This is a genomic window from Streptomyces sp. 7-21 (assembly GCF_016741785.1).
GTDB lineage: Bacteria > Actinomycetota > Actinomycetes > Streptomycetales > Streptomycetaceae > Streptomyces.
On sequence record NZ_JAERRL010000013.1, the window covers coordinates 111,013 to 124,278 of the forward strand.

The 13,266-nt window shown below is 74.3% G+C and carries 12 protein-coding genes; 2 read left to right on the forward strand and 10 right to left on the reverse strand.

All coding sequences use genetic code 11. The features are described from left to right. The first annotated feature begins 173 nt into the window (after positions 1 to 173). Positions 174 to 857, forward strand: a complete 684-nt coding sequence (locus JK356_RS17200; RefSeq protein WP_201869111.1) for a bifunctional DNA primase/polymerase — start codon at positions 174 to 176, stop codon at positions 855 to 857. Between the two features lie 13 nt (positions 858 to 870). Here JK356_RS17200 and ftsY read toward each other — a convergent pair whose 3' ends face one another. The 5 genes from ftsY to JK356_RS17225 form a co-directional block, all read right to left on the reverse strand. Next, positions 871 to 2,100 carry a signal recognition particle-docking protein FtsY gene (gene ftsY, locus JK356_RS17205; protein ID WP_201869113.1) on the reverse strand — a complete coding sequence of 410 codons (1,230 nt, stop codon included), beginning with the start codon at positions 2,098 to 2,100 and terminating at the stop codon, positions 871 to 873. Between the two features lie 113 nt (positions 2,101 to 2,213). Further along, a complete protein-coding gene (locus tag JK356_RS17210) occupies positions 2,214 to 3,635 on the reverse strand; it encodes a sugar porter family MFS transporter (protein WP_201869115.1) in 1,422 nt (473 codons plus the stop codon). A 157-nt stretch (positions 3,636 to 3,792) separates the two neighbouring features. Continuing rightward, positions 3,793 to 7,359, reverse strand: a complete 3,567-nt coding sequence (smc, locus tag JK356_RS17215) for a chromosome segregation protein SMC (RefSeq protein ID WP_201869121.1) — start codon at positions 7,357 to 7,359, stop codon at positions 3,793 to 3,795. A 190-nt stretch (positions 7,360 to 7,549) separates the two neighbouring features. Then, positions 7,550 to 7,756, reverse strand: coding sequence for a hypothetical protein (locus JK356_RS17220; protein ID WP_201869124.1), 207 nt, complete (start codon positions 7,754 to 7,756; stop codon positions 7,550 to 7,552). A gap of 348 nt (positions 7,757 to 8,104) precedes the next feature. Continuing rightward, positions 8,105 to 8,368, reverse strand: a complete 264-nt coding sequence (locus JK356_RS17225; protein ID WP_236671462.1) for an acylphosphatase — start codon at positions 8,366 to 8,368, stop codon at positions 8,105 to 8,107. A 210-nt stretch (positions 8,369 to 8,578) separates the two neighbouring features. On the opposite strand from JK356_RS17225, the gene JK356_RS17230 reads away from it, so the two are divergent. Then, the gene (locus tag JK356_RS17230) at positions 8,579 to 9,436 is read left to right on the forward strand and encodes a CAP domain-containing protein (protein ID WP_236671463.1); all 858 of its coding nucleotides are present in this window, start codon (positions 8,579 to 8,581) and stop codon (positions 9,434 to 9,436) included. 61 nt (positions 9,437 to 9,497) lie between these two features. Here the strand turns inward: JK356_RS17230 and mutM are convergent, their stop codons facing one another. The 5 genes from mutM to JK356_RS17255 form a co-directional block, all read right to left on the reverse strand. Next, the gene (gene mutM, locus JK356_RS17235; RefSeq protein ID WP_201869127.1) at positions 9,498 to 10,346 is read right to left on the reverse strand and encodes a bifunctional DNA-formamidopyrimidine glycosylase/DNA-(apurinic or apyrimidinic site) lyase; all 849 of its coding nucleotides are present in this window, start codon (positions 10,344 to 10,346) and stop codon (positions 9,498 to 9,500) included. Continuing rightward, positions 10,339 to 11,118, reverse strand: a complete 780-nt coding sequence (rnc, locus tag JK356_RS17240; protein WP_201869128.1) for a ribonuclease III — start codon at positions 11,116 to 11,118, stop codon at positions 10,339 to 10,341. The genes mutM and rnc overlap by 8 nt, the downstream gene beginning before the upstream one ends. 19 nt (positions 11,119 to 11,137) lie before the next feature. After that, on the reverse strand, positions 11,138 to 11,311 hold the full coding sequence (gene rpmF, locus JK356_RS17245; protein WP_201869129.1) for a 50S ribosomal protein L32: 174 nt from the start codon (positions 11,309 to 11,311) through the stop codon (positions 11,138 to 11,140). A gap of 2 nt (positions 11,312 to 11,313) precedes the next feature. After that, on the reverse strand, positions 11,314 to 11,964 hold the full coding sequence (locus tag JK356_RS17250; protein WP_201869196.1) for a DUF177 domain-containing protein: 651 nt from the start codon (positions 11,962 to 11,964) through the stop codon (positions 11,314 to 11,316). A gap of 172 nt (positions 11,965 to 12,136) precedes the next feature. After that, positions 12,137 to 13,261, reverse strand: a complete 1,125-nt coding sequence (locus JK356_RS17255) for an ATP synthase F0 subunit B (protein ID WP_201869130.1) — start codon at positions 13,259 to 13,261, stop codon at positions 12,137 to 12,139. Between the last annotated feature and the right edge of the window lie 5 nt (positions 13,262 to 13,266).

Genomic DNA, 13,266 nt, shown 5'->3' on the forward strand with positions numbered 1-13,266 from the left:
CCGCTCCACACGCTTCACTTGTCTCGTAGAGCGCGGCGTATGGATGGAGCGAAGCGCGCTGGGGGCGCACGGAGTTGCGCATGCTCCCCCCTTGTCCCCCGCCTCTCCTTTCCGGCCCGTCCGGGCCCTGCCGCCCGCCGTAACCCGCGCCCCGGGGACCCGTTGGAGAGTGCATGGGCTTCACGATCGGCGGCATCCGTGAGCTCCGCCGCCCGCGCCGGGCCAGCCGTGCCCCCGGCGCCCTGGCCGTCGCCGAGTACACCGGCCTGTGGGGGTGGGACGTGGTGCCTGGCGCCCGGGCCAGGAGACCGCTGGGCCGGGCCCGGGCCGTCTGCTGCTGCGGCGACGGTGCGTGCCCCGCGCCAGGCGCGCACCCGCTGGCGCCCGGCCTGGTCATCGGGGCGGGCACGGCCCTCGGCGAGACACAGGAGATCTGGGCGGACGCCTGCGCGCGCCCCGCCGGCGCGACCGTGCTGCTGCCCTGCGGCCGGGCCTTCGACGCGCTCGAGGTGCCTGAGGCGGCCGGCCGCCAGGCGCTTCCCCGGCTCGAACGCCTGGGAGTGCCGCTCGGCCCGGTGGCGCGGGCGCCGCACGGACGGGTGTGGTTCCTCGTGGCGCCCGGCGCGGCCCGGCGGCTGCCGCAGCTGCTGTACCGCACCGGCTGGGACGGCACGGCCCTGGACATCCGGGGGTACGGCCCCGGCAGCTACCTCACGGCGCCGCCGTCCTCCCACGGCGGCCTCGGCCCCGTCCGCTGGCTGCGGCCACCGGCGCCGGAGACGGCGGGCGCGCCCCCGCCCGCCCGGCTGCTCCTCGGCACGCTGGCCTGGGCCTGCCACCGGGCCGCGGCGGCCTGAAGGCCGCGGGCCCTCAGGCCAGCAGCGCGTCGACGAACGCCTCGGGCTCGAACGGGGCGAGGTCGTCCGCGCCCTCCCCGAGGCCGACCAGCTTCACGGGCACGCCCAGCTCACGCTGCACGGCCACGACGATGCCGCCCTTGGCGGTGCCGTCGAGCTTGGTGAGCGCGATGCCGGTGATGCTGACGGCCTCGGCGAAGACGCGGGCCTGCACCAGGCCGTTCTGCCCGGTGGTGGCGTCGAGGACCAGCAGCACCTCGTTGACCGGACCCTGCTTCTCCACCACCCGCTTGACCTTGCCGAGCTCGTCCATCAGCCCGGTCTTGGTGTGGAGCCGCCCCGCGGTGTCGATCAGCACGACGTCCGCGGCTTCGGCGATGCCCTCGCGGACCGCGTCGAACGCCACGGACGCGGGGTCACCGCCCTCCGGCCCGCGCACGGTGCGGGCGCCGACGCGCTCGCCCCAGGTCTGGAGCTGGTCGGCGGCGGCGGCGCGGAAGGTGTCGGCGGCGCCGAGGACGACGGACTTGCCGTCGGCGACCAGGACCCGGGCGAGCTTCCCCGTCGTGGTGGTCTTGCCGGTGCCGTTGACGCCGACGACGAGCACGACCGCGGGCCGTTCCTCGCCTTCGGCGGAGACCCCGCCCTCGGTGTGCACGGTGCGGTCGAGGTCCGTGCCGACCAGGGTCAGCAGCTCCTCGCGGAGCAGGGCGCGCAGCTCCTCGGGCGTGCGGGTGCCCAGCACGCGGACGCGCTCGCGCAGCCGCTCGACCAGCTCCTGGGTGGGGCCGACGCCGACGTCGGCGGTGAGGAGGGTGTCCTCCACCTCCTCCCACGTCTCCTCGTCCAGCCGTTCCCGGGACAGCAGGGTGAGCAGGCCCTTGCCGAGGGAGCTCTGGGAGCGGGCCAGCCGGGCCCGGAGCCGGACCAGCCGGCCGGCGGACGGCTCGGGCACCTCGATCTCGGGCGCGGGCGGCGCCACCGGGCCGTCCGGCGGGGTCACGTCCTCGATGGTGCGCCGTTCTTCGGAGACGGGCGGCGCGGTGCCGTCGTCCTCGCCCACCTGCGGCTCGGGGGGCGCCTCGGTCGTCCCGGCGGCGGGCGGGGCGGCCGTAGTCCCCGCGCCCTCCCGGGTCTGCGGTACCTGCTTCGTCGCCTGGCGGCCGCGGCGGCTGATAACGAGGCCGCCGGCCGCCAGGACGGCGACCACGACGATGACTGCGGCGATGATGAGGATGTCCATCGGTTCCCTAGGTGTGACGAGCGCGCGGGCGTGGGCTGGGCGCGTCCACAAGTATCACTGACGGCGCGGCGCCCGCCGCGCCGCCCCTCGCGGCGGCCGTGTCAGCCCGGTGGTCAGCCCATCTCCTCCAGCGCCTTGCCCTTGGTCTCCGGGACCCAGGCGAGGACGAACGGGATCGACAGCAGGGCGAAGGCGGTGTAGATGGCGTAGGCGCCGGAGAGGTTCCAGTCCGACAGCTGCGGGAAGGTCTGGGTGATGGCGTAGTTGGCGACCCACTGGGCGCCCGCGGCCACGCCGAGCGCCGCGGCGCGGACCCGGTTGGGGAACATCTCGCCGAGCAGCACCCAGACGATCACGCCCCAGGAGAGCGCGAAGAACAGCACGAAGCTGTGCGCGGCCACGAGCGCGACCGTGCCCTGCGTGTCCGGCAGCCGGATGTCGTCGCCGGTGCCGCTCTTGTAGGAGAAGGCCCAGCACGCCAGGCCCAGCGAGACGGCCATGCCGGCGGAGCCGGCGAGCGCCAGCGGCTTGCGGCCGATCCGGTCCACCAGCAGCATCGCGATGACCGTGCCGATGATGTTGATGATCGACGTGGTGAACGAGTAGAAGAACGACGCGTTGGGGTCAACGCCGACGGACTGCCACAGCGAGTTGGAGTAGTAAAAGATCACGTTGATGCCGACGAGCTGCTGGAAGAGCGACAGCCCGATGCCCACCCATACGATCGGCAGCAGTCCGCCGCGCCCGCCCGTCAGGTCGCGCCAGCTGGGCCGGTGCTCGGTCTGGAGCCGCTGCTGGATCTCGGCGATCTCGGCGTCCAGGTCCTTGCCGCGCTCCTCGACGGAGGCCAGCACCTCGCGCGCCTGCCGCAGCCGGCCGCGCTGGACCAGGTAGCGCGGCGACTCGGGGAGGTTGAGCGTGAGCAGCCCGTACAGCAGCGCGGGCGCCGCCTCGACGCCGAGCATCACCTGCCACGCCTCCAGGCCGAGGACCGGGCCGCGCTGGTCGCCGTCGGCGATGCGGACGATGCCCCAGTTCACCAGCTGCGAGACGGCGATGCCCAGCACAATCGCGGCCTGCTGGAACGAGCCGAGGCGGCCGCGGTAGGCGGCGGGTGAGACCTCGGCGATGTAGGCCGGGGCGATGACGGACGCCATGCCGATGGCCACCCCGCCCACGACGCGCCAGAACGCCAGGTCCCAGACGGTGAACGGGAGCATGGAGCCGACGGCGCTGATGAGGAAGAAGGCCGCTGCCAGCTGCATGACGCGGATCCGGCCGAGGCGGTCGGCCAGCCGGCCGGCGACCAGCGCGCCGAGGGCCGCGCCGAGCAGAGCGATCGCGACCACGGTGCCGAGCCGGGCCGAGGAGACGTCGAATCTGTCACGGACGCCTTCGACCGCGCCGTTGATGACGGAGCTGTCGTAGCCGAAGAGGAACCCGCCCATCGCCGCGGTGGCGGCGATGTAGATGACGTAGGTGAGGTGCGCGGGCCTTCGTGCCGCGTCCGTCTCACTACCGGAGGTCGTGGTCAACGCTCTGCTCCTGTGTCAGTGCCTCCAAACCAATAAGGGCAACTATGCCTAAGCCAAAGCTTTCGGTGCGAACGCCAGAGGCGCACAGAAACTATGCCATTCGCCACTTTTGGCGGCACACCAGAGGAAAAGGAGGAAGAAAAAGGGACGAAAACGGTCAGGCCAGCCGCTGGCTGATGACCTTCGAGACACCGTCGCCCTGCATCGACACGCCGTACAGCGCGTCGGCGACCTCCATCGTGCGCTTCTGGTGCGTGATCACGATGAGCTGGGAGCTGTCCTTGAGCTCCTCCATGATCCGGATCAGCCGCTGGAGGTTGGTGTCGTCGAGCGCGGCCTCGACCTCGTCCATGACGTAGAACGGGCTGGGCCGCGCCTTGAAGATCGACACCAGCAGCGCGACGGCCGTCAGCGACCGCTCCCCGCCGGAGAGCAGCGACAGCCGCTTGACCTTCTTGCCGGGCGGCCTGGCCTCCACGTCCACGCCGGTGGTGAGCATATCGGACGGATCGGTGAGCACCAGACGGCCCTCCCCGCCCGGGAACAGCCGCGAGAAGACGCCCTCGAACTCCCGCGCGGTGTCGTGGAACGCGGCGGTGAAGACCTGCTCGACCCGCTCGTCGACCTCCTTGACCACCCGCAGCAGGTCGGCCCGGGTCTTCTTGAGGTCCTCCAGCTGCTCGCTGAGGAACTTGTGCCGTTCCTCCAGCGCCGCGAACTCCTCCAGCGCCAGCGGGTTCACCTTCCCGAGCTGCTTGTAGGCGCGCTCCGCAGCCCGCAGCCGCTTCTCCTGCTCCGCCCGGACGAACGGCCGGGGGCGGTTGCGGGGGTGATCCGGGTCCTCGGGCAGCTCCTCGCCCTCGGCCGGCGGCGACGGCGGCACCGGCTGGTCGGGGCCGTACTCGGCCACCAGCACGTCGGGCTCCACGCCCAGCTCCTCCAGGGCACGCGCCTCCAGCTGCTCGATGCGCAGCCGCTTCTCCGCACCCAGCACCTCGCCCCGGTGCACCGAGTCCGTCAGCTTGTCCAGCTCCGCCTTCAGGTCCCGGCCCTCGGCCCGCGCCGTGGCCAGCTCGGCCTCGCGCGCCGCCTTCTCGGTCTCGGCCTCCTGCCGCTCGGCCTCGGCGCGCGCCAGCGACTCCTCGACGCGGGCCAGCAGCCGGCGGGCGCCTTCGGCCACCGCCGAGGCGACCTCGGCCTCGTGACGCCGGCGCGCACGCCGGCGCTCGGCCCGGGCACGCGCCTCCCGCTCGGCTCGAGCGGCGCGGTCCAGCGCATCGGCGCGGCCGGCCAGCGCTTTCACCCGCTCCTCGTGCGTGCGCAGCGCCAGCCGCGCCTCCATCTCCGTCTGGCGGGCGTTGGCGGCGTCGGCCGCGAGCCGGTCGCGCACGGAGGTATCGGGCTCCTCCTCCGCCTCGGCCACCTCCTCGGCAGCCGCCAGGCGCTCGGCCAGCTCCTCGGCGCGTTCCAGGGCCGTGGCCAGCTCCTCCTCGGCGCGGGCCGTGGCCGCGGCCGCGCGCCCGGCCTCCGCCTCGGCGGCGCGGGCCTGCGCGCCGAGCCGGGCCAGCTCCTGTGCGACGCGCGAGTTCTCGCGCTGCGCCTCGCTCAGCCTGCGGCCCAGCTCCTCCACCCGCGCCGCGCACCGCCGCCGCCGCTCACGGGCCTCCTCCCGGGCGGCTCCCAGCTCGGCGCAGCGGGCCGTCAGCTCATGCAGCTTCGCGGCTGCCTCGTCCACGGCGGCCCGCACCTGAAGCTGGCTGGGCGCCCCCGCCGAGCCGCCGTGCGCCCGGTAGCGGGAGAGCACGTCGCCCTCGGCCGTCACGGCGGTCAGGTGCGGGTGGGCGGCCACGACGTCCTCGGCGTCCTCAAGCGTCGCGACGACCACCACGTCGCGCAGCAGCGCGCGCACCGCCGGCATCAGCGTGTCGGGACCGCTGACCAGCTCGGCGGCCCGCGGCGGCAGGCCGTCGGCGGCGGGCGGCAGCGCCGCGGCGGGCGCGCCGCCGAGCAGCAGCCAGGCCCGCCCGGCGTCGCGCTTGCGCAGCATCCGCAGCGCCTCGGCGGCGGTGGCGGTGGAGTCCACGGCCACGGCGTCGGCGACGGCGCCGAGCGCGGCCGCCACCGGCACCTCGTACCCCGGGGCCACCGTCAGCAGGTCGGCGGCCGGGCCCAGGACGCCGGCGAGCCGGTCACCGGGCTCCAGCAGCGCCCCGGTGCCGTCCTTGTGCCGCAGCTGGAGGGCGAGGGCGTCGTGACGCGCGGCGACGGCGGCGCGCTCGCGCTCGGCCGCGGTGAGGGCCTCACGCGCGGCGGCCGCGGCAGCCTCGGCCTCGGCCAGCTCCGCCTTGGCCCGCTCGTGCTCCTCGGCCAGCGCCGTGTCACCGGCCTGCTGGCCGTCGGCCGCCGCCTGGTGCGCCTCGTACTCCCGGCGGGCGGCGGCGGCGCGTTCCGCCGCCTCGTCGCGGGCGGCGGTGAGCCGGTCGATCTCCTCCTGGGCCGAGGCGGCGCGGCTGCGCGCGGCGTTGGCCTGCCCGTGCAGGCGGGCGAGCTGCTCGCGCCGGTCGGCCAGCGCGCGGGCGGCGTCGCGCAGGCGGCGCTCCTCGTCGGCCAGGCGGCGCTCCAGCTCGGCCCGGTGCTCGACGGTGTCCTCCAGCGCGCGGGCGGCGGCCTCAGCCGCGGCGGTCAGCTCCGCCTCCTGCTCGCGGATACGCGCCGCCTCGCGCGCCATGTCGTCCGGGTCGCGGCCCCGCCGCTCCTCCGGCTCGGCGGCGGTGGCGGAGGTCACGCGGGCCTGCGCGAGGCTGATCGTTCCGCGCACCCGCTCAGCCAGCTGCGAGAGCTCGTACCAGGTCTGCTGGGCCTGCTGGACGCGGGGGGTGAGCGCGCGCAGCGCCTCCTCCAGCGCGGCCTCGGTGGCCTGCGACTCGGCGAGCCGGGCCTCGGCGGCCTCCTTGCGCTCCTTCAGGGCCGCCTCGTCGGCGAGTTCGGCCTGCAACGCGGCGCGCTGGGTGACGAGGTCGTCGGCGAGCAGGCGCAGCCGCGCGTCGCGCAGGTCGGCCTGGATCACGGCGGCCTTGCGGGCGACGGCGGCCTGCCGCCCCAGCGGCTTGAGCTGGCGCCGCAGTTCGTCGGTCAGGTCCTGCACGCGGGCGAGGTTGGCCTGCATGGCGTCGAGCTTGCGGAGCGCCTTCTCCTTGCGCTTGCGGTGCTTGAGGACGCCGGCGGCCTCCTCGATGAACGCCCGGCGGCCGGCGGGGTCGGCGTGGAGCACGGAGTCCAGCTGGCCCTGGCCGACGATGACGTGCATCTCGCGGCCGATGCCGGAGTCTGACAGCAGCTCCTGGATGTCGAGGAGGCGGCAGGTGTCGCCGTTGATCTGGTACTCGCTGCCGCCGTTGCGGAACATCGTCCGCGTGATGGTGACCTCGGAGTACTCGATGGGCAGGGCGCCGTCGGAGTTGTCAATGGTGAGCGAGACCTCGGCGCGGCCCAGCGGCGGCCGGCCGGACGGGCCGGCGGTGCCGGCGAAGATGACGTCCTCCATCTTGCCGCCGCGCAGCGACTTGGCGCCCTGCTCGCCCATCACCCAGGAAAGGGCGTCGACGACGTTGGACTTGCCCGACCCGTTGGGCCCCACGACGCAGGTGATGCCAGGCTCGAAGCGCAGCGTCGTGGCGGAGGCGAAGGACTTGAAGCCTCGCAGGGTCAGGGTCTTGAGATGCACGCCGAGGGACTTTACCCGCCGATGTTCTCAGCTCAGCCGTTTCGACGCGGAGCTGACGGGGCACATCAGTCAGTAAGCCGGACCGGGAAGCCAGCCATCACGGCGGGCGGGGACCACAATGACGGAGGGACGCCGAAGCGTCCCTCGCATGTACCGTGAGCGGATGGTCCACGCCGCCTCGTCGTTGAGGTCAGGTCAGCGCGGGCTCCGCCTTCGACGCGTCGATGCCGTCGAGCACCGGCCCCCTGTGCCGAGCGGCGGCGGCCAGCGCGTCGTTCTCCGCCTGCACCCGGAGAAGCTGGGTCTCCAGGTCCTGGACGCGCTGCTGCAACCGTCGCATCTCGGCGAGGACTCGGGGGTCGGAGCCGCCGACGTGACCGAGAAGCGCCTTTGCCATGATGGATGGTCCTCCACACTGAGTGACCGACCGAAGCCGTGGTGGGTCGTGAGGGATAACACCCGCGATGTCCGCTCGGCGCGCTGTTCACACGGTCACGCGGCCGAGATACGCGGGACTTTCAGCGTCTCACCAAAAAGTGGCACGGTCAACACGATCACACCGCGTATCGCCCTGCGCGCCGCGTGACCGGACACCCGCGGGGCGGGGGCGGCGACTTTCGGAAGGGCGCTGCGCCCAGGCCAGCCGACGGGTCGGATGAACGGCATCCTTGCACGTCGGGGCAGGACTGGCAAGCAGTTTCCGGCTCCGCCACCGCCGCTGGCGCGCGGCACCGGCCGCCGCCGCTCAGCCGGTTCCGAACCCCTCATAGGCGCCTCGGGGTGTGTCCCAAATCTCGGTGACGCCGTCCACGCGGCCGGGCGTGTCGCCGCCTCGGAGCCAGGCCAGCAGGGCCTCGCAGCGGTCGCGGGGCCCCTCGGCCACGACCTCGACCCGGCCGTCGGCGAGGTTGCGGGCCACGCCGCGCAGGCCCCCTAGTTCCAGCGCGCGGGCCCGGGTGTGCCAGCGGAAGCCGACCCCCTGCACGTGGCCGCGTACCCACGCGGTCATCCTGACGTCCCCGCTGTCTTCGCTGCCCGCGGCCCTGGGAGAGGGGGAGGGCCAGGGGCGTGAGGTCTGGTCCATATGACGCACGTTAACCGGTCCGGTTCCCGCCGCGGTGCCGTACAGTCTCGCCACAGCGGTCTCACCCGTTCGAGTGAGTCCGGATGCGGCGTGACCGACGTGTGGCCGACGAGTGACCGAGGAGGGTGTGCCCGGATGGGACGCCACCGACATTCCGGCACGACCACCACGACCACGACGACGCGGCGCGGCGGCGCGCACCGGCGCCCGCGCCGGGGCGCCCGGCTGCTGGGAACCACCGCCGTGCTGACCGTGTGCGCCGTCACCGCGGCGTCGTGGCTGGCGCCGGACGCCGGCGAGCAGGAGCCGTCCGGGCCGCGCGGCGGCGTGCGGGCCGACGGCGGACCGGCCCGGCCCGGTGCCGGCGGAGCCGCGGCCGAGGAGCCGCCGCCCGGGTCCGGCAGCGCATCCGACGCGCCCCCGGCGGCGCCCGGTGACGGGACGACGCCGGGCGCGGTGCCGGCCGGCACTGCGCCGCCGCCCGAGCCGGAGCCCGAGCCCGCCGCCACCGAGGCGGCCGAGCCCTCTCCCACCGACGAGCCGGAGCCCGGGCCGGAGGCTGACGTTGGCGGTTCCGCCGAGGCGTCCGGCGGCGCATCCGGTGAGGACACCGGCGAGGCCGGGCCGGCCGCGGCCGTGCTGGCGCTGGTGAACGAGGAGCGGGCCCGGGCCGGCTGCCAGCCCGTCACCGCGGACGAGGCGCTGGCCCGGCTCGCCGCGGACTTCAGCCGCGACATGGCGGAGCGCGGCTTCTTCTCCCACACCGACCCCGACGGTCACACCCCCTGGGACCGGGCCGAGGAGGCGGGCGTCACCCACCTGGCGGCCGAGAACATCGCGCGGGGCAAGCCGGACGCCGAGGCCGTCATGGCGGCGTGGATGAACAGCGAGGGGCACCGGGCCAACATCCTCAACTGCGACTACCGCACGCTCGGCGTCGGCATATGGCAGGGCGAGGGCGGCCCCTGGTGGACGCAGGAGTTCGGTTTCTGAAGCGGCGGAGCCGTACGCAGGTTGACGTGCGCGGGCACGCCCGCGCCGGAGCGCGCGCCGGTCAGCGCGGCGGACGCTGGCAGCGCGGACAGAAGTAGCTCGACCGGTTGGTCCACGGCCGCCGCCGCACGGGCGTGCCGCAGCGGCGGCAGGGCAGGCCCTCGCGCCCGTACACGTCGAGCGACCGGTCGAAGTACCCGGACTGGCCGTTGACGTTCACGTACAGGCTGTCGAAGCTCGTGCCGCCCGCCGTCAGCGCCGCGGCCATCACCTCGCGGATGTGCCGCACCAGCTCCGCCGTCCGGCGCCGGGTGAGGCTCCCGGCAGGACGGTCGTAGTGCAGCCGGGCACGCCACAGCGCCTCATCGGCGTAGATGTTGCCCACGCCGCTGATAAGCGTCTGGTCCAGCAGCGCCCGCTTCAGCGTCGTGGCGCGCCGCCGCAGCGCGTCGTGGAACGCGTCCTCGTCAAAGGCCGGATCCATCGGGTCGCGCGCGATGTGCGCGATCGCCTCCGGCACACCGTCACCGGTGAGACGGTGCACGGACAGCCCGCCGAAGGTCCGCTGGTCGACGAAACGCAGCTCGCCGCGCGCGGTGTCGTCGAACGTCAGCCGCACCCGCAGGTGCTTCTCATCCGGCGCCCTCCCCGGCTGCACGAGCAGCTGGCCGCTCATGCCCAGGTGCGCCAGCAGCGCCGATCCGCCGTCCAGCGGCAGCCACAGGTACTTGCCCCGGCGCCGCACGGCCGTCACGCGGCGGCCGGCGAGACGGTCCGCGAAGTCGGCCGGCCCCGCGGCGTGACGCCGCACGGCACGCGGGTGCAGCACCTGGGCGCCGGAGATGACGCGGCGGGCCACCCACTGGTCGAGCCCCCGGCGGACGACCTCGACCTCGGGCAGCTCAGGCAAGAGACGCCTCGCCGCCGGAGGGGCCAGCGGCCTCGCGCTTCGCCTCCGACGCGGCGGTGATCGCCCGCCAGGCCGTCTCGGCCGCCTGCTGCTCGGCCTCCTTCTTGCTGCGTCCCGTCCCGGTGCCGTACGTCTCGCCACCGACGCGGGCCGCGGCCGTGAAGGTCTTCTCGTGATCCGGTCCGGTCTCGGTGATCACGTACTCGGGAACACCCAGCCCCTCGGCGGCGGTCAGCTCCTGGAGACTCGTCTTCCAGTCCAGGCCGGCGCCGAGGTTCGAGGAACGCTCGATCACGGGATCGAACAGCCGGTGCACCATCTCGTCCGCAGCCTCCAGGCCCCGGTCCAGGTACACCGCACCGATGACCGCCTCCAGCGTGTCGGCGAGGATCGACGCCTTGTCCCGGCCGCCGGTCCCCTCCTCACCGCGGCCCAGCCGCACGAACGCGCCCAGTCCCAGGCCGCGCGCGACCTCGGCAAGTGCGCGGGCGTTGACGACGGCGGCGCGCAGCTTAGCCAGCTGCCCCTCTGCCAGGTCCGGGTGCTTGCGGTACAGCGTGTCGGTGACGACGAGACCGAGCACCGAGTCGCCGAGGAACTCCAGCCGCTCGTTGGTGGGCAGGCCGCCGTTCTCGTAGGCGTAGCTGCGGTGCGTGAGCGCACGGACCAGAAGGGCGGCCTCGACCTCGTAGCCGAGCCGCCCTTCCAGGATCGCGAGGGACGAGGCTGTGTCGGCCGACGCCTGGGGTTGCGACCGCCTGGCGTGTGACATGGAGCCCGTCACCCGCCGATCAGACTTCGAGGACCTGGCGCTTGTTGTACGTGCCGCAGTTGGAGCAGGCGGTGTGCTGGAGCCTCGGCTCCTGGCAGCGCTCGCACTTCACCAGGTTGGGGACCGCGGCCTTCCACTGCGACCTGCGGTGGCGAGTGTTGCTGCGCGACATCTTCCGCTTCGGAACAGCCACGGCTACTTCTCCTGTGGGTCGTCGTCCCCGCTGCCGCGGGGTGCCTTCTCTTGACGTGCGGCGCCGTCCCGGGACTCCAGGGTCCCGGCCAGCTCCCGCAGTGCCGCCCAACGGATGTCGACGGCTTCCTCGTGATGGTGCTCCGGGTCATCGGCGAGCCGGGCACCGCACTCGGGGCAGAGCCCCGGGCAGTCCTCCCGGCACACCGGCTGCAACGGCAGCGACAGCACCACCGCGTCCCGTAGCACGGGCTCCAGGTCGACCATGTCGTCCTGGAGAACCTGCGTCTCCTCGTCGGCCTCCTCGTCCGCCGCGCCGTCCTGGCCGCGGCCGGGGACGCCGGCGAGCGTGTCCGGATAGGCGAACAGCTCCTGGTAGTCCGCCGTGACCTCGCGGTCCAGCGGCTCCAGGCACCGCACGCACTCCCCCGCCAGCGGTGCGCGGACGGTGCCGGTGACCAGCACGCCCTCCATCACCGACTCCATGCGGAACTCCACCGCCAGCTCCGCGCCCTCCGGGACGCCGATCACCTCGTTGCCGAAGCTCGGCGGCACCGGGACCGTGCGCGAAAGCCTCCTGAGCGCACCGGGACGCCGCCCCAGCTCGCGAGTGTCGAACACGAGAGGGGCTCGGGGGTCCAGCGGGGCGTTCAGGGCTTTCTGCTTTCTTCACGGAGGGACCGCGGGGAGACCGCGCGGACGGCCCCTGCTGAGGGCCGGGCGGACAGCCGTGACCACACGGGTGCCACGACCGAAGTGTCAGCATACTTCACGGGCCGCTGGCCGCCCAATCCCGCATGGCGGGCCCGGCCAGCGGCGCGCGGGCTCAGGGGTGTTCCTGCTGGTAACGGCGCAGCTGCTCGGCGTCGATCATGCTGGTGTCGAAGAAGCTGGTCTCGTCCAGGGTGCCGGAACCGGTGTAGCCGCCGTCCGTTTGCTGGTAGCCGTAGCCGGGCTGCTGGGCCGCGGACTGCCCGTACGCGTCGCTCCCCGCGTACCCGTCCCCCGGATACGCCTGCCCGGCCGACTGGGCCGGCACGTGGTAGCCACCCGTCGCACCGGCGTACCCGTCCTGCGCGTACCCCTCCTGCGGGTACGCCGCGGCGGCGCCGTCACCCGGCGCGCCCGCGTAGGCAGGGCTCGGCTCGTACCCGGGCGGCGGCGGAGGCGCGGCGGGCGGCGCCGGCGGGGCGGCCGGGCCGGCGGAGTCCCCGGCGCCGGCCGGGCCGGCGGGCGAGGGGACGCCGAGATAGGAGTAGGTGTCCTGCTCCTCCTGCGGGGCGTAGTAGGTGCCGCCGGCCACGGCCCCGCTCTGCCCGCCCTGCTGCTCCTGGGCGTCCTGCGCGGCGATGTGCTCCGCCAGCTCGTCGATGGGGCGGTGCCCGGTCAGCTTCTGGCGGCCCCGGCCCACGGCCTCGAGCGTCTTGCGGAGCACGGCCTCGATCGCGCCGAACTGCGCCTCGACGTAGGCGTCGGCCCGCTCCAGCAGCTCCTGCGGGTCGCCCCGGCCGGGACCGAGGAGCTTCTCCCGGCCGCGGTCCACCGAGCCGATCGTCTTGCCGAGGACCACCTCGAAGTTGGCCAGCTTGCTGTCGACGTAGTCGTCGGCCTCCGCCTTGACCTCGTCGGCCTCGCGGCGGGCCCGGGCCAGGATGCGCGACGCCTCGGCCTGGGCCTCCTGGACCACGGAGGTCGCCTCGACGAGCGAGCGGCGCTCGGCGTGCGCGGCCTCGACGATGCGCCGGGCCTCCTCCTGGGCCTCGGCGACTACCTGGGCGCGGTCGCCGAGCACCTCCTGTGCCTGGGCCAGCGAGTCGGGGAGCGCCTGCCGCACCTCTTCGAGGCCAGCCAGCAGGTCCGCGCGGTTGATGACGCAGGAGGCGGACATGGGCATGCTCTTGGCGCCCCGCACCGCCGCGACGATCTCGTCGAGTTTCTGCTGTACGTCCACGGGGA